Source organism: Candidatus Villigracilis saccharophilus (genome assembly GCF_016711665.1).
This window is the reverse complement of the sequence record NZ_JADJSO010000071.1, coordinates 25315-48520: the sequence shown is the minus strand read 5'-3', so window position 1 is coordinate 48520 and position 23206 is coordinate 25315. Positions and strand designations below refer to the sequence as shown.

Annotated in this window: 22 protein-coding genes and 1 riboswitch; of the genes, 11 read left to right on the top strand and 11 right to left on the bottom strand. The window is 46.6% G+C overall.

The window, feature by feature from the left end; all coding sequences use genetic code 11:
- Positions 1-90: 90 nt before the first annotated feature.
- From IPL17_RS22420 to IPL17_RS22390, 7 genes are all read right to left on the bottom strand, one after another.
- Positions 91-744, bottom strand: coding sequence for a response regulator transcription factor (locus tag IPL17_RS22420; protein WP_345309316.1), 654 nt, complete (start codon positions 742-744; stop codon positions 91-93).
- 36 nt (positions 745-780) lie between these two features.
- Positions 781-1218, bottom strand: a complete 438-nt coding sequence (locus IPL17_RS22415) for a hypothetical protein (RefSeq protein WP_345309315.1) — start codon at positions 1216-1218, stop codon at positions 781-783.
- Positions 1219-1473: 255 nt separating this feature from the next.
- Entirely contained in the window at positions 1474-2124 is a 651-nt protein-coding gene (locus IPL17_RS22410; protein WP_345309314.1) for a response regulator transcription factor, read from the bottom strand.
- A gap of 4 nt (positions 2125-2128) precedes the next feature.
- Positions 2129-4264: a histidine kinase N-terminal 7TM domain-containing protein gene (locus tag IPL17_RS22405; protein WP_345309313.1), complete on the bottom strand. Its 2136-nt coding sequence runs from the start codon at positions 4262-4264 to the stop codon at positions 2129-2131.
- A gap of 55 nt (positions 4265-4319) precedes the next feature.
- Positions 4320-4922 carry a hypothetical protein gene (locus IPL17_RS22400; protein WP_345309312.1) on the bottom strand — a complete coding sequence of 201 codons (603 nt, stop codon included), beginning with the start codon at positions 4920-4922 and terminating at the stop codon, positions 4320-4322.
- A complete protein-coding gene (locus IPL17_RS22395; protein ID WP_345309311.1) occupies positions 4835-5686 on the bottom strand; it encodes a restriction endonuclease in 852 nt (283 codons plus the stop codon). Before IPL17_RS22395 ends, IPL17_RS22400 begins: the two co-directional genes overlap by 88 nt.
- A 52-nt stretch (positions 5687-5738) precedes the next feature.
- Positions 5739-6287: a transposase gene (locus tag IPL17_RS22390; RefSeq protein ID WP_345309310.1), complete on the bottom strand. Its 549-nt coding sequence runs from the start codon at positions 6285-6287 to the stop codon at positions 5739-5741.
- Positions 6288-6367: 80 nt separating this feature from the next.
- A riboswitch (cyclic di-GMP riboswitch) is annotated at positions 6368-6458 on the bottom strand.
- Positions 6459-6688: 230 nt separating this feature from the next.
- Between IPL17_RS22390 and IPL17_RS22385 the strand changes: the two genes are divergently transcribed.
- Complete coding sequence (locus IPL17_RS22385; protein ID WP_345309309.1) at positions 6689-7009, top strand: hypothetical protein; 321 nt, start codon at positions 6689-6691, stop codon at positions 7007-7009.
- Between the two features lie 57 nt (positions 7010-7066).
- On the opposite strand, the gene IPL17_RS22380 is transcribed toward IPL17_RS22385, so the two are convergent.
- From IPL17_RS22380 to IPL17_RS22370, 3 genes are all read right to left on the bottom strand, one after another.
- A complete protein-coding gene (locus IPL17_RS22380) occupies positions 7067-8377 on the bottom strand; it encodes a S24 family peptidase (RefSeq protein ID WP_345309308.1) in 1311 nt (436 codons plus the stop codon).
- Positions 8374-9366 carry a hypothetical protein gene (locus IPL17_RS22375; protein WP_345309307.1) on the bottom strand — a complete coding sequence of 331 codons (993 nt, stop codon included), beginning with the start codon at positions 9364-9366 and terminating at the stop codon, positions 8374-8376. The genes IPL17_RS22380 and IPL17_RS22375 overlap by 4 nt, the downstream gene beginning before the upstream one ends.
- 332 nt (positions 9367-9698) lie before the next feature.
- The gene (locus IPL17_RS22370; protein ID WP_345309306.1) at positions 9699-11360 is read right to left on the bottom strand and encodes a hypothetical protein; all 1662 of its coding nucleotides are present in this window, start codon (positions 11358-11360) and stop codon (positions 9699-9701) included.
- Between the two features lie 70 nt (positions 11361-11430).
- Between IPL17_RS22370 and IPL17_RS22365 the strand changes: the two genes are divergently transcribed.
- The 7 genes from IPL17_RS22365 (at position 11431) to IPL17_RS22335 (ending at position 17644) form a co-directional block, all read left to right on the top strand.
- A complete protein-coding gene (locus IPL17_RS22365) occupies positions 11431-12075 on the top strand; it encodes a PHP domain-containing protein (protein ID WP_345309305.1) in 645 nt (214 codons plus the stop codon).
- A 112-nt stretch (positions 12076-12187) separates the two neighbouring features.
- Complete coding sequence (locus IPL17_RS22360; RefSeq protein ID WP_345309304.1) at positions 12188-12400, top strand: cold-shock protein; 213 nt, start codon at positions 12188-12190, stop codon at positions 12398-12400.
- Between the two features lie 187 nt (positions 12401-12587).
- Positions 12588-12854 carry a 4Fe-4S dicluster domain-containing protein gene (locus IPL17_RS22355; RefSeq protein ID WP_345309303.1) on the top strand — a complete coding sequence of 89 codons (267 nt, stop codon included), beginning with the start codon at positions 12588-12590 and terminating at the stop codon, positions 12852-12854.
- Entirely contained in the window at positions 12851-14164 is a 1314-nt protein-coding gene (locus IPL17_RS22350) for an FAD-dependent oxidoreductase (protein WP_345309302.1), read from the top strand. The genes IPL17_RS22355 and IPL17_RS22350 overlap by 4 nt, the downstream gene beginning before the upstream one ends.
- A 37-nt stretch (positions 14165-14201) precedes the next feature.
- Entirely contained in the window at positions 14202-14756 is a 555-nt protein-coding gene (locus tag IPL17_RS22345; protein ID WP_345309301.1) for a hypothetical protein, read from the top strand.
- A gap of 8 nt (positions 14757-14764) precedes the next feature.
- Positions 14765-15976, top strand: a complete 1212-nt coding sequence (locus tag IPL17_RS22340; RefSeq protein ID WP_345309300.1) for a hypothetical protein — start codon at positions 14765-14767, stop codon at positions 15974-15976.
- Between the two features lie 99 nt (positions 15977-16075).
- Positions 16076-17644 carry a cytochrome c3 family protein gene (locus IPL17_RS22335; RefSeq protein WP_345309299.1) on the top strand — a complete coding sequence of 523 codons (1569 nt, stop codon included), beginning with the start codon at positions 16076-16078 and terminating at the stop codon, positions 17642-17644.
- 74 nt (positions 17645-17718) lie between these two features.
- Here IPL17_RS22335 and IPL17_RS22330 read toward each other — a convergent pair whose 3' ends face one another.
- Positions 17719-18861 (bottom strand): hypothetical protein, encoded by a 1143-nt coding sequence (locus tag IPL17_RS22330; RefSeq protein ID WP_345309298.1) that lies wholly within the window; start codon positions 18859-18861, stop codon positions 17719-17721.
- Positions 18862-19123: 262 nt separating this feature from the next.
- Here IPL17_RS22330 and atpA point away from each other — a divergent pair, with 262 nt between their 5' ends.
- The 3 genes from atpA to atpD are packed head-to-tail and all read left to right on the top strand — an operon-like array spanning position 19124 to position 23136.
- Entirely contained in the window at positions 19124-20788 is a 1665-nt protein-coding gene (gene atpA / locus IPL17_RS22325; protein ID WP_345309297.1) for a F0F1 ATP synthase subunit alpha, read from the top strand.
- A gap of 41 nt (positions 20789-20829) precedes the next feature.
- Positions 20830-21720 carry an ATP synthase F1 subunit gamma gene (atpG, locus tag IPL17_RS22320; protein WP_345309296.1) on the top strand — a complete coding sequence of 297 codons (891 nt, stop codon included), beginning with the start codon at positions 20830-20832 and terminating at the stop codon, positions 21718-21720.
- 12 nt (positions 21721-21732) lie between these two features.
- Entirely contained in the window at positions 21733-23136 is a 1404-nt protein-coding gene (atpD, locus tag IPL17_RS22315) for a F0F1 ATP synthase subunit beta (RefSeq protein WP_345309295.1), read from the top strand.
- The last annotated feature ends 70 nt before the right edge of the window (positions 23137-23206 follow it).

Here is a 23206-nt window from a genome sequence, read left to right as displayed (position 1 = left end):
ATTGGTTCTTTTATGGGGAGAAAATGACCAGACAAGACGGGATGGGTAGGTGGTTATATCCCAACTCTGGTCATGAACGTTTCGACTTTCCTAATTTGCTGGGGCGGCCATTCCTTCACGTATGGCGTATAAAGCGGCTTGTGTTCGGTTGGTTACATGCAGTTTGTTGAGAACACTGCTGACATATTTGGCAATCGTCCGTTCATGGACAACCAGAGTCATGGCAATCTCCTGATTGCTCAAGCCGCGTGCAATCAGGCGTAAAGTTTCCATTTCACGGCGGGTTAAATGTTCGCTGATTGAATTCTCATTTGTTGCTGAGTTATTAAAATCTTGAATAACTTTCATCGCCACAGATGGATGCAGGGAAGCCTGACCATTGGCTACATCACGGACGGCTTGCAGGAGTTCCACCCGCGGTGTATCTTTTAACATGTAGCCCAATGCCCCAATTTTGATGGCTTGATATACCCGGTTACTTTCTGCAAAACTGGAAAGGACGAGGATGCGGAAGTTTGACGAGATCTCTTTTAACTTTGGAATGGTGGCCAAGCCATCTTGATATGGCATTACCATGTCAAGCAGGATTACATCGGGCTTCGTTTTTCGTGCGATCTGGACTGCCTGCAGGCCATTTTCAGCTTCACCAACAACTTCCATGTCTGGCTGGAGTGAAAGAATTGCAACCATTCCTTCGCGTACAACATTTTGATCATCAACAACGAGAATACGGATTTTATTCATGGCGATTACCTATGTGATGGATATGGTTTGCCGTTTTTAATGGATGGCAATTGTGAACGCGGAAAATCTTTGCGCATTGGCTTGTGCGTCGTTCAGTTCCGATTGTTGCATGCGCCATTGGTCAGGGGACCAAACCTCAAGATATTCTCCCTGCCCGACGATGACAAAATCAACGGTCAGTCTGGCATATTCCATTAGCTTGGGCGGCAGGGTGATTATGCCTTTGTCGTCAATTTCTAAAAACACGGCTTCGCCCAGAAACATTCGAGACAGTAAGCGGACAAGCGGGTCTGTGATATTTAAGGAAGTGATCCGCGAATAGATCTCTCCAAATGTGTTTTCGGTAAGAATAAGCAGGTTTTGATCAAATCCCTGGGTTAAGTAAACTCCGCCTAAAATCGACTTTCGCCAATTGGAAGGAAGAGTTAGATGATTTGAATTTTTTAACCCGCTAAGGTGATGTCCGAGGAACAATTTAGATCTCCTGAAAAGAATTCTGGGTCAAGTTGTTTATAGAAGTATTATAAGAATCAAGCACATATTACGAAACCTACAAAACAGGTGTTTCCGCAAGCGAAAGTTGCCCAAATTGCGATGCCTATATGGGTAAAAATGACCATGACGATTGCGAGTAAAAAAATGCACATGTCATATGATTGCTATGACTTAAAAAAATACCCGCGCATTTTAGCGCGGGCTGGATTATGGTTTGATACCAATGATTCGAACTTATTTTTTTGACTCGGCCAGACCTTCATTGATTGCATATAAAGCCGCTTGGGTGCGGTTGGCTAGATGGAGTTTGTTCAGGATGCTGCTGACATATTTTGCCACCGTTCTCTCATGGACAACCAGCGAATTTGCGATTTCTTGGTTGCTTAAACCACGCGCAATAAATTTCAAGGTCTCCAGTTCCCGGGGTGTCAAAGGATTCGCTGTGTAGATCAACTCTGCAGGATGATCTATTTCATTGATGACTTTCATTGCAATGGAAGGTTGGATCGAAGCCTGCCCCTTTGCAACATCACGGATCGCCTGCAATAACTGTACCCGTGTCGCATCTTTTAGTAAGAACCCCAACGCTCCGGCCTTGATGGATTGGTAAACCAGGTCGCTTTCGTCAAAGCTGGTCAATACCAAAATTCGCGAATCTGGAGAAACGTGTTTTATTTTTGGAATGGATTCCAGACCGCTTTGTTTTGGCATCATTAAATCCAAAAGGATGACATCGGGCTTTGCTTGACGAGCGATCTCCACGGCTTTAATTCCGTTTTCGGCCTCGCCCACAACTTTCATGTCTGGCTGAAATGAAAGGATCGTAACCACTCCATCTCGCACCACGCTTTCATCATCTACTACAAGAATGCGTATTGCCTTCATAAAATTATTCCTTTCTGCCGACTGTTACAGAGATTTTTGTTCCCGCGCCAGGTGCGGATGTGATCTTGTACTTTCCGTTTGCCTGTATGGCACGTTCCTTCATATTTGGAAGCCCCAATCCGCCCTGATCTATTTTTTTGATGTCAAACCCGCGCCCGTCATCTGTGATTGTAAGTATAACATTTTGGCGGGTTTGCTTTAATCCGATGGAGACGTTTTTTGCATGTGCATGCCTAAGAATATTATTCAATGCTTCCTGTGCAATGTAATATAGGGCAATTTCCTTATCTTTTGTCAGCTGGATGTTTTCATCTGCGAGCAGCCGGGCTTTGATGTCGGCGCGTCCCTCAACCGCAGCCAAACGATGGTGCAGGGAGGAAACCAATCCATCATTAAGATCCACAGGCTGCATTTCATATAGAAAGAGACGCATTTCTTTTACGGCTTGTCGTGCATTTTCTCCGATGCGGGTTAGGACTTGCAAGGGGGCGATTTCGGATCCTGCTTCCATTCCGGCTTGTGCTGCCTCAGTCAGAGCGACCAGCCCATACAGTTTTTGACTCACAGAGTCGTGCAGGTCGCGTAACAGCCGCTGACGCTCTGAAAGTGCGATCGCGAATTGTCGTCGGCGATTATTGTCGATCAACGTTGCGATTTGATTTGAGATGGTGGTGAGTCGAACCACTTCATCTTCACTGTAGGTGATGTTCTCATTCCGCCCCAGGCAAATGCAGCCGATCACTGTATTCTCATGTTCTGTAGAAATGATCAACGGAATGAGTACGGCGCAATCAAAGCCTAATTTATTTAAGTTGGCTGTAACATCTATCGAATCATTGAATTTATCCACAATGAGTGGATGGTTTCCCTCATTGTGCATCAGCCATTTATATATGGTTGCGGCGATCGATTCTTGTTTTATTATCTTATTATGATCGGGCGCAAGCCCAAATTGAGATTTTAAAGTAAGTCTTGCTGGAGAGCCATCGCCTTCTTCGGTCAGGAAAATTGCAACTGCCTGGCTGCGGAATGAATATACGATCTGATAGCTGGATTCGGATAAAAATTCCTCTAAATTTATCGAGCGGCTGGCTGCGCTTGATACCGCATTCAGGAGAACGAACAGTTCGTCGCGCGCCCGTTGACGCGCGTCATTTGCCAGTTTACGTCCTGTAATATCTCGCCAAAGGATGAGGTGACCGAAGTCTGCGTCACTTTGATCTGTCAATTTGGAAATGCGAATATTAAGGTAGCGCCAATCCTTTTTGGATTTTACGCTTCGACGCATTTCTATTTCTTTATTGCCTTTGGTGGAGTTTAGAATGTTGGGCCAATCAGTCAGAATTTGATCTATGGATTCTCCGTAGATTTTTTCGTGGGATAACCCGATCATTTCCTCTGCCGCAGTGTTCAAGTCGATCACTCTGTTGCGGTGATCAACTACCATCCATCCGTCATCCATGCCTTCAACTACTAAATCCCGTGTAATGGGGGTTGTCTCAATTGAATGCCTGTTGAAAATCCCATATGAAAAGCCAATGAGCGCCAGTGAGAAAGATACCATGGAAAGCAGGATGTCAGTTTCCGTGCTGACTCCAAATATTGTTGATACTCTGCTTAGCAAAGGAAGAAGGGCGCCGATGATAATAGTCCCGGAACGAAAAAAATGGATACTCGGTTTGCGAGCGAAAGTGTCAATTAAGAATACATTACATGCGAGAAGAATGCTGATAATATAGATCGAATTCAGTTGTTTTCCAATACTGTTTTCGCCAATAAAAAAAATGGAACGTAGGGGTTCGGTCCAAAATGCGAATTGAAGGATTGCTGGTGCCAAAAAGAAAAAAATCATCGCGGTGTTGTGCATCCAGCGAGTGCGGTTATTCATCCAGCTTATGCGATTGGTGTAGATAAGCGAAAAATAGAATTGCGCCATTGCTGCAATTGCCAGGCATAAATAGTTTATGGATGTTAATACCCGCAGGGAAAAAAACGGCTCTGGCAATTTGTAAAGATAGTATGATATTCCCCAGACGGTAACTATACTTGCGATAATTGAAAGACTGATCGCGTCGGCGGTTTTCTTGTTTAAGAGAAAAACAGCGCCGATGAGCAGGGCGATCGTGGGAACCAGCAGCAAATTTAATAATGGGTAGTTGCATATTTTTAATGAATTGGAATGGCGCTAATTAAAATCACCCGTGCTGGGCGGCTTTCTTTGTTCCACGGCTTGCAGAAAACTCGACGACACGGTGACGAAACGCCCAAAAGTCTGGGGCCAGGTGCGGCAAACTTTCCGATTCAAGTTCTGTCAACCAGAACACAACGCGGATGGATTGTTCCACCAGAAGTTCTCTGTGCATGTTAAGGGCGCTAAAAATCGTGCCGTTCACTTGCCCACCTACAATCCCCAGCTCTGATACAAAAAAAACAATTTCATTGTGATTTTTTGTTTTGCATATTGCGTCGATCACATCTGTTTTACCCGTTGCCTTGATCAATTTGACTTTCTGATCCCATTTTATAATTTCTTTTTCAAGAGCCTTTTGGGCTTTGATCTGTTCCGGTTTTGATTTGTGGATCGCGAGCAAAATGCTCGGTCTTTGCCAGTGAATGGCAAGATTAATTTCATCCGTCAGGATTTCAATCCCTTCTTTGAATGATTTGCTGTGAAAATCTTGTTTTGCCATGATTAAGGAATCTTCACGTTCTATTGATCTTTGGAAAGGAAGTAAATTATTTTTAAAGGTAGTAGATCTTGTGCTTCGCGGTTTAATTGGTTGTAGTACTGCTTCCACAGATCGAAAAAGGCGCCGCTGTTTAGTGATGTTATTTTCTGGAAGTTTCCGGATGCCAGTGCCTGCATGGCTTCATTTGTAAAACCGCCGATGGAAAAGATCACGCCATAATCATTTGGCCCCAGGGTGGACAGGAAACTTCTGATGCCTTCCAATGTTACCGCCTGACCTCTGTGCTTGATCTGCCCTATGATCCTTTGTCCCTTCGCGCCAATTGGATCTACGAATGCAATCAGATCAATGTGACCGCGTTCTTTTTCAGGCGGCGCGATCCATGAAGGGTGATAATCCATTGCACGCAAGAGTTCGGCAAGCATGGTTTGAAGTTTGGTGTGGTGTAATTGACGTAAATGGCTTTCGATCTGCCCCCATGCAGCTTCCTGCGCGATCTCCATAACCATTATGCTTTCGGGAACTGCTTGTTTGCGCGCTTCATAAAGGCGCATGGCCTCTTTGTAAAAGTCTTGTACATTAACAAACCTTCTGCAGGCCTGATAGCCTTCTTCGGTAATGTACCAGCGTCCTTTTTCAGTTTTTAACAGCCACCCTGCGTGCACAAGTGGAATCGTAGCTAACCGCACAATTCTTTCATAACGCGGTAAATTCGATTTGGAGGAATATCTTAATTCATCCTCGCTTAATTGATTGGTTATGGGGATGAGCGATAATACTTCTTTTGCTGTCAATCCGTCCGGCTTGTCCCACAGGATTTCGAATACACTACGTAATAATTCGCCCACCCTCTTTATTGTCAAGTTGGACATTTGTAGAATCCTGTTTGGATGTTTTGTTTTCTGCCTGTATGATTCCCAAATATCACAGGGTATATAAACCCTGCTGTCGGCGCATCAAGCGGATATATTGCACGATCATTTCGTTGGGGTGGGGGCGTATTCCTAGCACGACCAGATGACCAGGCGCCCAAAAATCATTGGACAAATTCTCTTGTGCTATACGCCCAAAATTTGAGAGAATGAATTTTGAAGTTTCATTTCGTATAGTATGCATAAACTGCGAGGGGGCAACTGAAGCATTTACACGCACTCCCCATTGGAAATATTCAGGATTGACTGTGGTGAACTCTAGTCGCCAGCCATACGAAATACAGATCTGTTGCAGCCACTGTGATAAATACTCTACTAAATCCCCTTTTAATTGATGCGCAGGAAAACGGGGAATAAGGAGACACGTGTAACTCAGGTCGTATGACTCGGAGTGAATAGGCTCAAGTATGACTTCCGGGTCTGAATCAAGAACATCCTCTTCTTTTGTATGAAATAAAGAAAAGGTATTACTGAGCTTTGTGTCATTTTGATCTACAAAGTCCAGATTACCATCATCCAAATCAGACTTGTTATTCTGCATTTATTCCCTTTATAAAAATTATACCTGAGAACGGGAAAAAGTGGGCAATTAAAACCCCCGCAGAGCATTAAAAAATGCCTTTTGGCGGTCTGGCAATCCTAATTGCATGAACACAACCTTAGACCCATGACTTTGCGTCCTCGCATTTCTGCGAGTTTGCTTTTTTCCATTGTATTTCAGTATTATAAAACAAAAAAAAATTATTTTGGAAATATTAAGGATGAGATATGTGAGGCTGGAGTGGAGCCGAGTGCGTTGATGTATATCAACCAGCATCAATAAATGTGGTCATAGTTTCCGCATGGATTTAATATACTTTAGCAATGTTTTTTTTTTATTAAGCAGATATGCTTGGTCTACTTATAACGCCTAGGAAAGAAAGTAGGACGAGGCCAATGTTTATGGATAAAAAAGTTGTTTTCAACGGCATTGAAATATTAACTTCGGAGGATGATGTTTCTGCGAAGAGTTTTTTCGATTTCACAGAAGAAGTGATCGACATGCTTGAAAGAGACCTTGATAAAAACGACGAAAATTTTCACCTGAGCATCAACACGGAATTTTTCGTGAATAGAAAGCCCAAACATAGCATCTCTGTCAACGGCCTGAGTAATCAAAAGACCCGCGGAAAAGTGGTGAAGATCCTGCAAAGAGCTGCCAGTTTATTAAGCGGACACGCCACCGGCACAGCCAGCGTTAATCTAATAATTGATGACCGCTGACCTTGTTTTCCCATGTATCGGGATATATTATTTGCAGAGTAGATGAATTTATATTAATTAGGAATCGAAAGGTTTTGCCACTGCGTAAATAACGCCAATGATCTTGGCGTTATTTTTATCCCCTAAATGTATATCATTATATTCATCTCCCTTTTCTGTGGTTTCAGATTTAAGGATTTGCCGATCTTTTCGATATCTTTTTACCGTTAAAAAACTTTGTGTTGTTTGTTGGTCCTCAAACGACGCCAAAACAATATCGTTTTCATCTGCCGCAGGGACGAAGAGTATTAAAACAAAATCGCCGTTCTTGATGGATGTTTTATTTGCAATGTTATTCATGCTGTGACCGGCAACTTTTACCCAGCCCCAATTTATTTCTTTAGAGGCTATCTTGATTTCATTTGATGTCCGCTTGAGCGGATGCACATCGTGCGGCTGGTTATTAAGAAAAATAATCCTTGCTTCAGCAGCGCCGGTTATATTTAAACCTATTTCGGGTTTCCCGGATTTGCCTGCCGCGACCATCTGTTCATAGACCGGCAGGGACTGTAGTGATAGGTATCCGTCTGTACGCGTTTCTTCAAATGGGGAAGTTTTATTGTTTTCTAAATGACTTTCGATTGATTTTCCAGTTGATGTGTTTTGAAAACTTGGAATGGATGCCGGCGTAATGGTTTGAATGAATTGGAATGAAACGTTCCTACCAGTATGTGTTTCTTGATAAATTATTTTTTCTTTCTCTTGGGTTGTGGGAGATGATCTGGCAGATGAATTCTCCTGGGAGGTTTTGCTTTCGACGTTTTCCGTATCACCTGTTGGACTTTCTTTTTTAGATGCCCCATTATTTTTAGCCGACGGGGAGTCCACGACCCGAAAAAGAGGTTCGTTGGAAAATTTTTCAAGGGTCTCTTGGATATCTAATTTCAGTTCTTTTTTCTTTCTGCTTTTTGCTTCTGTTCTAGGTGTGCTTAGGCTGGTATTTGTCTTAAGAAGCTGCAAAGCATTTTCTAATTCACGTCGGGCGCTTGGGAAATCCTTCATTTTGCTGTAATTTACCCCAAGCAGCCAATGCGCAACAGGGTTATTCACTTCTGTGTCTGACAATTTGTTAATGGCTTGCAAAAGACAGTCCCTTGAGTTGGGATGATCTCCTTGTTCATAATACGCGCATCCTAAAAACAAGTAATAAAACCCTTTTTGTGAATGGCTTTGAATGTTGGTTTGTTGTAACGCATCGAGCAAACAGTTGATTGCGCTTTGTAAATCATCTGGCCGTGAAGCGCTTAAATTGTAAGCCCATGCTCTCAAGCGCGATGAGTTTTCATTACATTCAAGTTTGTTGATGATCGCAATGATCTCTTCTTTCATACTTCTTCATCCAGGGGAAAAGATTCAACGCCGTCGGGCATTCTCTTGGGTGTTGAATTTGTATAAGTGCGGGGATTTTTCATGCCTTGATTAATGACTCCATATATGGATGTCAAAAGCTTTGCTGTGAAGTTGGTGGTATCCATGCGGTCAAGTCCATTGGCGAGTGTAAAAACCATATCGCGGGCCATTTCCGCCAGCGCTCTTTTCTGTGCGCGCAGTTGATACGCTTTTACTTCGCCTTGCGTGACTGTTGCATGGGTTGCGTGTCCTGTTTCCCAAATTCGAATTCTTTGGCGTTTGATTTCTTCCGGTAACTCTACATCTATAATCTGCAGGTAGGCAAGTGAAACACCATTCACTTGTAGTTTGGCATTAATATTTTTTAATATTTCACGCATTGTTTCTGTGGAGAGAAGTTGACCGCCATTAGCGCTGGCGATAAATATTTCTTCAAGATATCTGCTGGCGATGTATTCACCCAGCAATCCATTGGCTTTGCCCATGGCAGATTTTGACCATTCGTGACCTTCCTTGCCGCTGGAGAGAGCTTCCTCCACTGCTTTGCGAGTTGCCCCCGCGTTGTATTCGTAGAGTTCATTCCCTTCCCTGCCTTTTTCCGAATTTGGTGTCATGAAGAATTCGCCTTTTGCTTTTATGTCAATGCGAATGCCGTCCTTTGTCCACGCGGTGACGATGATTTCTTCGATCTGCGGGCAGGTATTGAGGACAGTTTTTATCGTCTCGTGCAGTTCCAAAAATGCGTCTCCCTGCCCGACGACTCTTGAGAACCGATTTCCACGTTCCAAATAGATCGCATTACCAGGGTCGATCTTGAGGTTAGCCGGACCGCCTATTTGGGTTTGCCAATTCTCCGATGGATCCAGTTTTCCGTTTTTAGCTTTTATGGTGGGAAATTTGATCAGGTTTGAAAGTGGAGGAGGCATGGGAGGGCGTCCATAAACACGCAAATTCACCACTTTTTTCATATTGACCGAGTCTGGCAGGGCATAAAAGAATTTTAAAAATGTTCCTGCGGTTTTGAAAAGATGTTTTAAGATCATTGAAGACAAGAAAAGCGGTGTAAAAATGAGAACAAAACCCGCAGCAATGAGTACAATTTTATAGTTGTTCGATAGATTGTCCGCCACTGCTTGCTCCAGCCGGGTTAATAAACAAAAGACTGCAAACAATATTGGGATGATCGCTATAACAATAATAGGAAGTAGTAAAGAGCCAGCCCGCTGTAATGAGTCAGCAAATGCTTGTTTTTCTGTATAAGAAGTTTGCCATTCATTTGGATCAATTGAGTATTTGAATCTCATAATGCCCCCTTTTTAGGTGCATTTGCAAAATAGGCATCCTTATATTTTTGGAGTTCTGCCTTGGCTTCTGGCGTATAGCTTGAATCGGATTGTTGCTCGATCATATTTTTTAGCGCTTCAAGATAAACCTGCGCGATGGCTTCCTGATCTTTGCCGGGGTGATGTTCCTGTGCTTGTTCCAATCCCTCCATTACTGCGGTCAGTAGGAGAGACCGTGCATATACGCGGGCTTCCTCTTCAAGACTTTCCGCTTCAGCTTTGGCGTCAGCAAGTGCCATTTCACGTTCCCGCTCCCGTTCCACTTTCCAGGTTGCGATCTGCTGCTCGATCACTTCGACATCCTTGTCTCTTTGTTCTTTTTTGTCAGTGAAATTAAACCCGGAAGCCTTGACGCTGATCAAGCGTATCCCATTTTCGCGCAAAGGGGTTTCGATCAGGTTTTTGATATTTCTGGTGATCGCTTCCGAAGCATTACTGTTTTCGTTCTCACGTGCCTGCCACAGATCTTTAATGCTCCGCTCAGCAAAGGTTTGGCGTGCGGCCTGTTCAGCCATGCTTAGTACATGATCATCCCAGCGTTCATTACCGCTATTTGGCTGGGAGCGTTTACTTCGTAAACGGATTGCGGCCTCCACCCGCGGGCGGGAATATGGGAATGTCGATCCTGTATTTCGGTTGACATCTTTTCCTTTACCAAGCCAGGAGTTGCTTCTGCCCAGTTGATGGAACAACTCTCGTGGCCAATCTTCACGATCTATTGTAAAGATAACCAGCACATCTGCGAGCAGTGGAATGCCTTCTCTTGAAAATGCATGGATAGAAGTGGATTTTTTTATTTGATTCCGCAAGTCAACTATTTCAAAAGGTTCGTCCCCACTCTTGGTAAAGATAACGCCTGGCCCCTCAACGCGAAAATCTTTTCCATTTATGATTCCAACTACCTGGTGCGTGTCTGTGCGGATCATGCCTGGAAATAGCGCGGCTCTGTTTTTATTATTATTCCCGCGTAATTGTGATGGCGATTGCTGTCTTGAAAAAGGATTCGTAACCGGTTTGCCGTCAATTCTTTTATCTGCTTCCTTCGCATTAACGGCAACTACATTCCATAACGGCATTTGCATTCCCCATACATAAGAAAGGAAGATCATATACCTTTGGTGTTTTTCTTTCCTGTCTTCGGGGTTGGATGCGGGAATAATAACCAGGGCAATACAATACGCCGCGTAATAAAATATAAACAGCAATGGCAGTGAGAAAAATAGAATTCCGATCCAGCGGTTAATGTACCATCCAAGAATTAATACGGTGAGGTGCAAAAACGCGGAAGTTAATCCTCGTTTTTCAGAATATTTCCGAAAATAAAAATGTGTAATTACGACGCCTGATAACAAGAGCCATCGGGTAAAGGGGATAACGCCGCTGTAACGAATGATCTTGGATAGCAGGATGGGAAGTTCCCAAAAGAGTCCCGCAGTGATAATGATTTCAAGAAAAAAGACAAATGATAAATAGATGCCCTGTGAAAGCCCCTGGTTTTTTATGGACTTGATTGAATATAAAAAAATGCAGAAGAACAATGCCGCCACAGTTACCCCAGTGACAGCAATATTTAATAAGTTGTTTGCATTTTCTACCATGTCAAAAAGTGTACCCGCCATTATTGCCACCTGTTTTTATTTATCAAGTTAGTATATACTGCCAAAAATCTATTTGTCAAGAACAAATGTCATGACTTCTACGGAATTCCACTGTCATACTCGTGCGTCTACAGATTCTCTTACCCGCCCCGTGGATTTAGTTGCGATGGCGCGCCGCAAGGGCATTGACCGTGTGATCATTACCGATCACAACTCGATCTCTGGTGCGCGCGAAGCGCAGATGATTGCCCCTGAACTGATTATTGTGGGCGAGGAGATTATGACTACTCAAGGCGAGATTCTGGCGGCGTTTGTTGCTGAAGAAATACCCGCTTATCTTACTCCGCAGGAAACGATCAGACGATTGAAGGAGCAGGGGGCGTTTATCAGTGTTTCGCATCCATTTGATGAGTTTAGAAAAGGCGGTTGGAAGGAAAGTGAATTGCTGGAAATTTTGCCTTATGTAGATGCAATAGAAGTGTTTAATTCCCGATGCGTGTTGCCGCGCTTCAACCGTAAGGCGGATTTGTTTGCTCAAAAACACAATATCGCAGGGACGGTTGGTTCGGATGCGCACGCTGCTTTCGAATTGGGGCGAAGCATTATGTTGCTGGACCAGTTTTCGGGTGCGGACGAGATGCGCGAGGTCATCCGCAAGGGAATTCCCAAAGTGAAATGGTCGCCGCCGTGGTTTCATCTCTCTTCGCGTTACGCTTCCATGATAAAGAAATTTTAATTCTTGACATCAATAATTAGGCATGATAATCTTGCCGTTAACATGCCCGGTTCGCCTTTGAAAGCGTTAAGGTGGATCGGCAAATTTTTAAATCAAGCAGGAGAATTGAAAGATGTCAGAACGAATTGTTGGAACTGTCAAATGGTTTAATGCGACCAAGGGCTATGGCTTTATTGGGTACGAAGGTGGAGAGGATGTATTTGTACATTTCTCAGCTATTCAGACTGATGGCTATAAAAAACTTGAAGCAGAACAAAAAGTGGAATTTTCAGTCGAAGATGGTCCGAAGGGGAAACAGGCAGCAAACGTAATACCGCTCTCGTAAGACTTAGCTTGAAAGCAAAAGTATTGCGAACCGACAGGGCTGCCGTGAGGCAACCCTGTTTTTTGTTAAGGAATTGTAATGGAAATATTACATCTGTTACTACTCATGGCAGTATATTTGTCCTACAATCACTGTTTACACAGTAACTTTTTTACTGGTGCGGCGACTATTTACTGGAGGTTTTTGCATGTCATTCTTAAATATTTTTAAAAGCGATTCAACCAGGCATACTGTGATGTCCAGTGGGCATGTGGTATCTGAATCATCACGGTGTGTGCAATGCGGAATTTGTACTTATAATTGTCCGATCGGGATCGATGTGCGGGCGCATGTCTGGCGGGATGAAGCTGTAAAGTACAGCGAATGCCTGACTTGTGGTGAGTGTGTTGCGAGATGTCCGCGCGGTGTGCTGCGTTTTGCGCAGACAGACCTGTTTGTACGGAGGGATGGATGAGGTATGTGATCATAGGGGCGGGGGTGGCAGGATTATCGGCAGTTGAATCGATCCGGTCTGTGGATAAGGTTGGCGAGATCTTGATGATCAGTGATGACCCGCACGGGTTTTATTCCCGCCCTGGTCTTGCTTATTATTTGACAGGTGAGCTTCACGATAAGGCATTATTCCCGCGCACAAAAGAGGATTATAAAAAACTAAATTTCAATTTTCTTAATGCTCGTGTGACAAGGATACTGCGTTCGGACCACGCGCTGCTTATTGATGGAAAGTCGCGGCTTGTTTATGATAAATTGTTGATCGCTGTTGGCGCGCGCGCATTGCCCTTGGAAGTTCCGGGCGCGGCGGGTTTGCATGGTGTCATGAAATTGGATCATCTGACTGATGCTAAGAATTTGATCAAACTGGCTAAGCGTGGAAAAACGGCTGTTGTGGTTGGCGGAGGCATTACCGCTCTTGAACTGACCGAAGGGCTGCATGCTCGTGGAATGCATGTGCATTATCTTTTACGTGGCGACCGTTATTGGAGCAATGTGCTTGATAAGCATGAATCGCAAGTGGTGGAAGGTCTTTTGCGGGCAGAAGGCGTGACTCTGCATTACAAGGCAGAGTTACAGGAAGTAATAGGCAAAAAAGGAAGTGTGACTGCCGTTATGTTAAAGGATGGCAGCAAGCTGCAGTGCGATTTGCTGGCTTATGCGGTTGGTATCAGCCCATGCCTTGAATTAGTAAACGAAACCAATCTTGCAAAAGATCGCGGGCTTTTAGTAAATGAGCACTTGCAGACTACGGACCCTGATATTTATGCGGCTGGTGATGTAGCGCAGGTCTTTGATCCGCTAACGGGTAAGTCGGCGTTGGATAGTTTGTGGAATCCTGCCCGTGAGCAAGGTCGGGTGGCCGGGTGGAACATGGCAGGACGGAAATCCGCCTACTTGAAATCTGCTCCATTTAATGTGACCCGCCTTGCTGGTTTAACAACTACGATTATCGGCGTTGTTGGGCGGGGCAAGGATGAGGATATGATTGGTATCGCACGCGGCGATAGTGAGACTTGGCGGGAATTGCCCGAGGCGATCGTTGCGCAGAGCGGTTTTGAGATTAATCATATGCGCTTGATGGTAGGCGAGAAGACGCTGGTGGGGGCGATCGTGATGGGAGATCAGACGTTGTCTTGGCCTTTGCAAAAAATGATCGCTGGCAAAGCGGATATATCTTCCATTCGGGATCAATTAATGAAGCCGGAAGCGCCGCTCGCAGATTTGTTGGCGCAGTTTTGGATGTCATGGAGAACGCAAGAAGCTTTGTGATCTTGTAATTCATTTTAAGTAAAAAAGAGAGGGCATCATGCTTCGTGGTAATAAAGAACTCTGGTGGGCGTTTGCTGTTGGGGCTTTGATAACGATCGTGTACGGCACGGTAGTATTTTTCACTCGCGAAATTCCCGCGGCAAGTGAATTGTTTGGCCACGGCCTCGGTATTTTGGGATTTATGTTGATGCTGATGACTGAAACGCTGTATAGCCTGCGAAAGCGGTCTCGCAGCGCCAGTTGGGGCAAGATGTCATCCTGGCTTCAATTCCATATCTTTACCGGATTGGTCGGTCCGTTCATGGTGTTGTTGCATACATCATGGAAGTTCAACGGGCTGGCGGGGGCGGTCACACTATTGACTGTGGTTATTGTCATTAGCGGTGTTATTGGCCGCTATATCTTTACCCGCATCCCGCGCACAATGGATGGTTTGGAGATCGAAGGGACACTTTCTGAAAGTGCATTGCGACAAGCCCGACGCCTCATGGCTCTTTGGCATACTATCCATATTCCGATTGGTATGGCACTGTTTGTATCGGCTTTTGTTCACATAGGCGCTGCCCTGTATTTCGCAACGCTTCTTAAATAGAGCCTGCGATGCAAAACTATAAACTTGGATGTTTTACGAACACAGGCATTTTTGCAACCCTAATTGCCCTCTTTTCAATTGTTGGTGTCGCATTTGCCAGTGGAAACCAAATGTTTACCGCTGGGGACCTAAACGCAGAAATTGGCCAGTCGCTGGGTGGCGTAACTTCTCATGCGCAGATCAAAGAATGTTCGGCTTGTCACGCCTTACTTTGGTCGCGCGATTCAATGGCCGATCGCTGTGTAGCTTGTCATACTGAAGTTGCTGCGCAAATGTTTGATGTCGCCAGGCTGCATGGTTCCATCAATAATAAGAGCGGAAGTCTCGCCTGCCGCTCTTGCCACCCTGAGCACCGTGGCGTTTCGGCTCCTTTAACTGACTTGACTGGGAACACGTTCCCTCACGACACGTTGGGCTTCTCTTTGAAAAAACACCAGCGTAAGGCGGGGAACGAACCGATTCTCTGCAATGATTGTCATGGGGAGGATATAACCACGTTCGTATCAGACTCCTGTCAGAACTGTCACGGCGATATGGACATTGTCTTTACTAAGGCACACACCTTATCCTTTGGAGCAGACTGTCTTGCCTGCCATAACGGGGAAAATAAATTTGACCACAGCCTCTCCGCCTTCAAATTGGAAGGCGAGCACAAAGAAGCTGCCTGCGAAGATTGCCATCAGAATAACTTATATAAGGGCACTCCCACAGATTGCTATTCCTGTCATAAGAATAATGATGAGCATAATGGAGAATTTGGGACGGACTGCTCGGCTTGTCACACCCCGAGCGATTGGGATAATGCAAATTTTGACCATAACCGTTCTAATTTTCAGTTGACTGGAAAACATGCGAATGTCGCTTGTAATGACTGCCATAAAAATGGTGAATTCAAAGGGCTGGATACAACATGTCTTTCCTGCCATGCCGAACCCACTCAACACACAGGTCAATTTGGAACAGACTGTGTCGCCTGTCACACGACAAACGCCTGGACTCCAGCAACTTTCAATGGGGAACATACCTTCCCGTTAGATCATGGGGAGGACGGGATTGTTGCTTGTGCCACCTGTCATCCAGCCGGCTATAAAACCTATACTTGTTACGGATGTCATGAGCATAACGAAGCGAACATTCGTGGGGAACATCAAGAAGAAGGAATTTCGAATTTTGAGAACTGCATGGAGTGTCATGCGGACGGGCGCGAGCATGACGATTAGGAAAAATAATCTGGGTGGAATACACCACCCAGATTTCATATTTTTTCAGCTGGTAAAAGAGGGCATATATGCAATACATCCATATTAGTCTGGGTTCTTATGAAAAGCAATAAGCTTGGATGTCTTACTGGATCTGGCATTGTTGCCATGTTCATTACATTGTTTTTGCTTGTGGGTATTGCGCTTGCCAGCGGAAGTCAAATGTTCTCGGCGGGGAGTTTGAATGCTGAGCCTGGTCAGGTTTATAGCGGTGTAAATTCACATGCGCAAATAGAAGAATGTTCTGCCTGCCATGCCGCGCCATGGTCGGCTGATACAATGGCTGACCGCTGTGCGGCTTGTCATATTGATGTTGCGGCGGAAATGAGCGATATCACCAAACTGCATGGAGCTATTTTTCAAAATGGTGAAAACTTTGCCTGTCGTGATTGTCACCCCGAACATCGGGGTGCGGATGGTCTGCTCACAGATACCAGTGAAGTTTTATTTCCTCATGCCGCACTGGGGTATTCAATGAACGGGCATCAGGGAAAAGAGGATGGAAATGAATTTACCTGTGTAGATTGTCACCCGGATGATCTTAGTACCTTCACGACCCAAACCTGCCTGAATTGCCACGATCAGATTGATATTGCTTACACCCAGTCTCACTTCCTTTCATTCGGCCCAGACTGTCTTGCCTGTCACGACGGCGTTGATAAATTTGGAAATGATTTCAATCATTCCATTTTCCCATTCAACCTGGCGGGGAAACATGAAGGTGTGACCTGTACAAAATGTCATCTGGATGCTCGCACGCTCCTGGATTTAAAGTCCACGCCTCGGGAATGTGCTTCATGTCACTCCGATGAACACGACGGACGCTTTGGAAAGGACTGTGCTGGATGTCATGCAGTTGAAGGCTGGAAGCCTGCGAAATTCGATCATAATCTGGCTGATTTTAAATTGGATGGCAGGCATGGTTCGGTTGAATGCCAGAATTGCCACGCGGACAGACCGTACCGAGGGACACCAAAGGATTGCTATTCTTGCCACCAGGCAGTGGATGAGCATGAAGGCAGATATGGATTTGACTGCGCGATTTGCCATAATACGAATGACTGGGACGATGTGAATGTAGACCATAATATTTTTGCGTTCAAGCTGGATGGAAAGCATATCGAAGTGAAGTGTGAAGACTGTCATATTAACGGTCAGTTCAAGGGAACGCCGGTTGATTGTTATTCCTGCCACAAAGAAATTGATGCCCATAAAGGCACTTACGGAACAGATTGTGCCTTGTGTCATAACACGACGGATTGGAAAGATGCTCGTTTTGATCACAGTAAATTCCCTCTGACCGAGCGTCATAGTGGCTTGGCGTGTGACAGATGTCATTCCAGCGGAGTCTATGTTGGACTATCGTCCGCTTGTGTTTCCTGCCATGGTGACCCGGCGTATCATGCGGGTCTGTTCGGTACTAATTGTGCTTCATGTCACTCAACCAGGAATTGGTCGGCAGGATACAACGGACCGCATCCGGGTATTGCAGATGAGGGCGGCTCAGGCGTGAATCATGGCGGTGCTTCCTGTAAAGAGTGCCATACCTCCACGTTGCATTCTGCCACTTGCGGAAGCTGCCACGATGGAAATGAAGGGGGTGAGGGTGGTGAAGGCGGGGATGATTAAGGTAAGCAGATAAGAGAATCAAAAAGAAGGAAAGTTCGCTAAGAGAACTTTCCTTCTTTTGAAACTTGTTTTTGTCAGTGCTTCTTTTGAGATTCGGTTGGATTCTCGCGTGGTTCAAGCATGCCCCAGCGACTTGCGCCAAGATACAAAATGTCCAGCACCAGATCTTCGTAGCGAATACCTTCCGCGGCGGCTTGCAGGCAAAGGTCGCTGTAGGCTGGAGTTAGTCCGGGCAGGGTGTTGATCTCCATAACGCGTGGATTGCCTTCTTCATCCAGACGAATATCCGTGCGGGATACATCCAGAGTATTCAAGAGTTGATGCGCGCGCAGGGCGAAATATTTTAATTTCTTTTCAAGTTCAGGTTCGATCTCTGCGGGACAGAAATAACCTGGCGAACCGTCTGCGCCGACATCTTTTGATTTGGCTTCAAGACCGTACACCCAGGGTGTCACCGAACGGGACGTATCCAACTCTAGGACAGGGAAACGGTGAAAGCCGTCCTTTTCATACCATTCGGGATGCCGCGAGTAGAGTTTTGCATCGGCACGCCCTAAAATTCCAACAGTGAATTCTCGGCCGGGCAGGAATGTCTCTACGAGCGCAGGCTGTTGATAGGTATTGATGATGTACAGGGCTCGTTCCCGCAATTCCTTTTCATTGTTGACGATAGCGTTCATGTCCACACCCATGCCTGTGCCTTCGCGTGCAGGTTTGACAAAGAGCGGAAATTTTAACTCTGCGCGTAACGTTTCATCGCCTGTGACGAATTCCTGGAAGGGAGCTACCGGCAAGCGGCGGTCACGCCAGATGCGTTTGGTAAGTGTTTTATCGAGGGAGATGCCGTTCGTAAGGACGCGGGATCCAGTGTAGGGGATGCCGAGCATTTCAAGCAGGGCTGGCACTTGGGCTTCGCGGGCGTCGCCGCCGAGACCTTCGGCGATGTTAAAGCAAATGTCAGGGTTTTCCTCGCGCAGCGCGAAGGGCAGGTCTCGATCAGCCTGAATAAAGACTGTTTGATGGCCGTCAGTTTCGAGCGCGGCGCGAAGCGAGTCTATCGTCTCGATATGGTCAAAGTCGGCGAAGGCGTCTGGTGGAACACCCTCGGGTTTTGGATGATCTTCATCCTTGATGTTGGCGAGAATGGCGATTTTCCAATAGCGTTTCATGCGGCGACTGGGAGGTTTTTCTTCTTCACGGGCAAGAGGCTCTGGCATTTTTGCTCCTTGTATATAATATGAAATAACGGGCGTTAGTATAGTACAAGCTGTATAGATAACAAGGGTATGGAACATTTCTTAAGGTATTGACGATTCTAACTAGACAATCATTCGCCTTTCAGGTATCATTGGCACGCTTGTGCTCTACCTCACGAAAGAAAAATATGAGGTATTGTATAAGAAAAAGTAGACATATACCCGGATAAAGCCCTTATCCGGGTTCTTGTACCTAATAAAGAATTTTGGTGGAGGCTACCTAATGTCAGACTTGATCCAGCAGATCACCGGTGATTTGCAGAAACAAATTGAAGGCTTTAATCCAGAGCTCAACGTTACAGATATTGGCGTTGTGTTGGAAGCGGGCGATGGGATTGCCCGTGTTAAAGGACTTGCGAATGTTAAGGCGCAGGAACTTGTACAATTTTCCAACGGAGTAATGGGTACGGCGTTCAACCTTGAAAAAGATAGCGTTGGTGTGATCGTCATGGGTGCTTACGACGGCATTGTCGAAGGTATGACTGTGCGCGGTACAAATCGCATCGCCTCCGTCCCCGTGGGTGATGCCATGATTGGACGGGTGGTCAATGCGTTGGGTGAGCCGATTGACGGCAAAGGCCCGATTGCTTCCACTGGTTTCCGCCCCGTTGAGCGCATTGCGCCCGGCGTGGTCTATCGTCAGGATGTGGATACTCCTGTGCAGACAGGTATCAAGTCCATCGACGCAATGATCCCAGTGGGACGTGGTCAGCGCGAATTGATCATCGGCGACCGTCAGACGGGTAAAACCGCCATCGCGATCGATACGATCATCAATCAAAAAGGCAAAGATCTGGTTTGTATTTATGTAGCGATCGGTCAGAAGAAGGCTGCTGTTGCGCGTACACTCGGCATTCTTGAACGCGCCGGCGCGATGGAACACACGATCATCGTGGTTGCCGCCGCTGACGAATCCGCGGCTTTGCAATATATCGCTCCGTATTCCGGTACCGCCATCGGTGAGGAGTTCATGGAAACAGGCCGCGATGCTCTGATCATTTACGATGATCTTTCCAAGCATGCGTGGGCGTATCGTCAAGTTTCATTGCTCCTGCGCCGCCCGCCCGGTCGCGAAGCGTATCCTGGCGATGTGTTTTATCTGCATTCACGCTTGCTCGAACGCTCTGCCCGCCTCGCCAACAAGTATGTCATTGTGAAGAAAGATTATGCAAATGCAATGGCTTCTGAAAAAGATGGCGTGGACGGAAAAGTATATACCGGTCCAGTCTCTAAAGATGAGGCTGAAGAAGCCCGCAAGCACATGGGCAATGCCGATGACCACAAGATTATTAAGGTCGCCGGCACGGGCGGCTCGCTCACGTCTCTGCCGATCATTGAAACTTTGCTTGGCGATATTTCCGCTTATGTTCCCACCAATGTCATTTCAATTACAGATGGACAGATCTTCCTGGAGAGCAACCTCTTCAATGCAGGTATTCGTCCCGCTGTGAACGTGGGTGTGTCAGTGTCCCGCGTGGGTGGTGATGCCCAGACCAAAGCTATGAAACAGGTGGCTGGACGTTTGCGCCTTGATATGGCCGCCTATCGTGAATTGGCTGCGTTCGCGCTCATGGCTTCCGACCTTGATAAATCAACCCAACAGCAGTTAAGCCGCGGTCAGCGCATGCAGGAAATCCTCAAGCAGCCCCAGTATCAACCCTCCGAACTAGTGGATCAGGTGATCATACTTTTTGCGGGTACAAACGGATTCGCGGATAGCGTCGCTCTCGATAAGATGTTACAGTGGCAGGCAGATCTTGTTCGCTTTATGGCAACTTCATACCCTGAGGTTGGTAAGGATATTATTGCGAAGAAAGCCATTTCTGACGACAATCGCGCCGCGCTGATCAAGGCACTTGAAGCCTTCCGCACTGGCTGGCAAGCCTAGACTATTCGACTAACGACTAAGAGACTAGAGGATTATTTCTTATGGCTTCCGCTCGTGAAATGCGGCTCCGAATAAAGAGCGTCAAAAACATTTCGCAAGTCACGCGTGCTTTAGAGACGGTGAGTGCCAGCAAGGTCCGCAAAGCAATTAATGCGGTCACGGCAACCCGTTCCTATGCGACCAAGGCTTGGCAGGTCTTACGTCATGTTGCAGAACAACCTGGACGTGACAGCCTGCATCCGCTTTTGGCGCAGCGCAAATCGGTGAATAATACATTGGTGATCGTGATCACAGGCGACCGTGGACTCGCGGGCGCGTACAACTCCAATGTGATTCGCTTTGCGTCTCAACGCTTTGACTCGAATCCTGTTCCCGTTAAATATATTGCTGTCGGACGCAAAGGTCGTGACCTGTTGATCCGCCGCGGTAAAAAAGTGATCGCTGATTTTAGCAATCTTCCCGCCGCCCCAAGTTTTGCGGATGTTTCTGCTGTGGGGCGTCTTGCCGTCGAGGAATTCCAAAATGGCTCGGTGGACGAAGTTTATCTTCTCTATACTGACTTTGTAAACATGGGACGCCAGATCGCGACAGTTAAGAAACTCCTTCCGCTTGAACTTGAGGGAGAAGGCTTGGTTGAAGATTTCAATCATAAATCCGCTGGTCCTGCCGCCGCGTATGAATATGAACCTGATATGCGTGGAATTCTCGACGAGATCATTCCGCGTTTTACTGCATTGCAGGTCTATCAGGCAGTATTGGAATCGCAGGCGAGCGAACATGCGGCTCGTATGATCGCCATGCGCAACGCCACCGATAATGCAAAAGAATTGGTCAGCGCATTGCAATTGGCTTATAACAAGGTTCGTCAGCAGGGCATTACGAACGATATCTTAGACATTGTAGGCGGCGCTGAAGCGCTGGCTGCGAAATAACTGGAGGAAATCATGGCAAAATCAATAGGCCGTGTCGTACAAATTCTTGGTGGCGTAGTGGATGTGGAATTCGCCGAAGGTGGAATTCCAGAACTTTATGAAGCGATCACAGTCGAACGCGCGGGAAACAAGCCGCTCGTGCTCGAAGTACAAAAGCATCTTGGCAATAACTGGGTGAGGACTGTATCCATGGATACAACCGATGGTCTTCAGCGCGGCGTTCCAGCCATTGCGACTGGCGCTCCCATCATGGTTCCCGTTGGACCCGCCACCCTGGGACGTATCTTCAACGTGCTGGGTCAGCCCGTGGATGAAAAAGGTCCCGTTGATGCGGCAACTTATTATCCAATTCACCGCCTGGCTCCTTCCTTCGAGGAACAATCCACTCGCGTGGAAGTTTTCGAAACAGGCGTGAAGGTCGTGGACTTGATTGCTCCGTTCACCAAAGGCGGTAAGACAGGCATCTTCGGCGGCGCTGGAACAGGCAAGACCGTTATCATCATGGAACTCATCCGTTCCGTTGCGACCGAACACGAAGGCAACTCCGTATTCGCTGGCGTGGGGGAACGAACCCGTGAAGGAACAGGCTTATATCGTGAAATGCTTGAATCGGGCGTTATGAAAGACACCGTCATGGTCTACGGCCAAATGAACGAGCCTTCAGGTGTGCGCCTTCGTGTAGCCCTTTCCGCGCTTTCAATGGCTGAATATTTCCGCGATCAGGGCAAGGATGTTTTGCTCTTCGTGGATAACATCTTCCGCTTCTCCATGTCTGGTTCCGAAGTATCCGCGCTGCTCGGCCGTATGCCCTCCGCTGTAGGTTACCAGCCGACCCTCGCGACAGAAATGGGTGAGTTGCAGGAACGCATTACCTCCACCCGCACCGGCTCGATCACATCCATGCAGGCTGTGTACGTGCCCGCGGATGACTACTCCGATCCCGCTCCTGTGGCGACCTTTACACATCTCGATGCGACCATCGCTCTCGAACGCTCCATCGTGGAAAAGGGCATTTACCCCGCCGTGGATCCACTCGCTTCCACCTCCCGCATTCTTGATCCCAACATCGTGGGAGAAGAGCACTACCGAACAGCGCGTGAAGTTCAGCGTATCTTGCAGCGCTATAAAGACTTGCAGGACATCATCGCCATTCTCGGTATTGACGAACTCTCCGAAGACGATAAGCTTATCGTTTCCCGCGCGCGCAAGATCGAACGCTTCTTCTCGCAGCCTTTCTATGTGGCTGAACGCTTTACCGGCATCCCCGGTCGTTACGTACCCCTCAAGGAGACCGTCAGCGGCTTCCGCGAAATTCTTGACGGCAAGTGCGACGATCTTCCCGAACAGGCTTTCATGATGGCTGGTACGATCCAGGATGTTCGTGAACGCGCTGAAAAACTTTCCAAGAGTGCGTAATGACCCGTGTCAAGTGTTGAGGTGTCAAGTATCAGATTTGACCTGACGCTTGACGCGTGACACTGGAGAA

Excerpts from the sequence above, each read along its gene's own strand:
- IPL17_RS22420 (WP_345309316.1), bottom strand. The coding sequence starts at position 744 with ATGAATAAAATCCGTATTCTCGTTGTTGATGATCAAAATGTTGTACGC.
- IPL17_RS22410 (WP_345309314.1), bottom strand. The coding sequence starts at position 2,124 with ATGAAGGCAATACGCATTCTTGTAGTAGATGATGAAAGCGTGGTGCGA.
- IPL17_RS22395 (WP_345309311.1), bottom strand. The coding sequence starts at position 5,686 with ATGTCCAACTTGACAATAAAGAGGGTGGGCGAATTATTACGTAGTGTA.
- IPL17_RS22390 (WP_345309310.1), bottom strand. The coding sequence starts at position 6,287 with ATGCAGAATAACAAGTCTGATTTGGATGATGGTAATCTGGACTTTGTA.
- IPL17_RS22385 (WP_345309309.1), top strand. The coding sequence starts at position 6,689 with ATGGATAAAAAAGTTGTTTTCAACGGCATTGAAATATTAACTTCGGAG.
- IPL17_RS22380 (WP_345309308.1), bottom strand. The coding sequence starts at position 8,377 with ATGAAAGAAGAGATCATTGCGATCATCAACAAACTTGAATGTAATGAA.
- IPL17_RS22375 (WP_345309307.1), bottom strand. The coding sequence starts at position 9,366 with ATGAAAAAAGTGGTGAATTTGCGTGTTTATGGACGCCCTCCCATGCCT.
- IPL17_RS22370 (WP_345309306.1), bottom strand. The coding sequence starts at position 11,360 with ATGGCGGGTACACTTTTTGACATGGTAGAAAATGCAAACAACTTATTA.
- IPL17_RS22365 (WP_345309305.1), top strand. The coding sequence starts at position 11,431 with ATGACTTCTACGGAATTCCACTGTCATACTCGTGCGTCTACAGATTCT.
- IPL17_RS22360 (WP_345309304.1), top strand. The coding sequence starts at position 12,188 with ATGTCAGAACGAATTGTTGGAACTGTCAAATGGTTTAATGCGACCAAG.
- IPL17_RS22355 (WP_345309303.1), top strand. The coding sequence starts at position 12,588 with ATGTCATTCTTAAATATTTTTAAAAGCGATTCAACCAGGCATACTGTG.
- IPL17_RS22350 (WP_345309302.1), top strand. The coding sequence starts at position 12,851 with ATGAGGTATGTGATCATAGGGGCGGGGGTGGCAGGATTATCGGCAGTT.
- IPL17_RS22345 (WP_345309301.1), top strand. The coding sequence starts at position 14,202 with ATGCTTCGTGGTAATAAAGAACTCTGGTGGGCGTTTGCTGTTGGGGCT.
- IPL17_RS22340 (WP_345309300.1), top strand. The coding sequence starts at position 14,765 with ATGCAAAACTATAAACTTGGATGTTTTACGAACACAGGCATTTTTGCA.
- IPL17_RS22335 (WP_345309299.1), top strand. The coding sequence starts at position 16,076 with ATGAAAAGCAATAAGCTTGGATGTCTTACTGGATCTGGCATTGTTGCC.
- IPL17_RS22330 (WP_345309298.1), bottom strand. The coding sequence starts at position 18,861 with ATGCCAGAGCCTCTTGCCCGTGAAGAAGAAAAACCTCCCAGTCGCCGC.
- atpA (WP_345309297.1), top strand. The coding sequence starts at position 19,124 with ATGTCAGACTTGATCCAGCAGATCACCGGTGATTTGCAGAAACAAATT.
- atpG (WP_345309296.1), top strand. The coding sequence starts at position 20,830 with ATGGCTTCCGCTCGTGAAATGCGGCTCCGAATAAAGAGCGTCAAAAAC.
- atpD (WP_345309295.1), top strand. The coding sequence starts at position 21,733 with ATGGCAAAATCAATAGGCCGTGTCGTACAAATTCTTGGTGGCGTAGTG.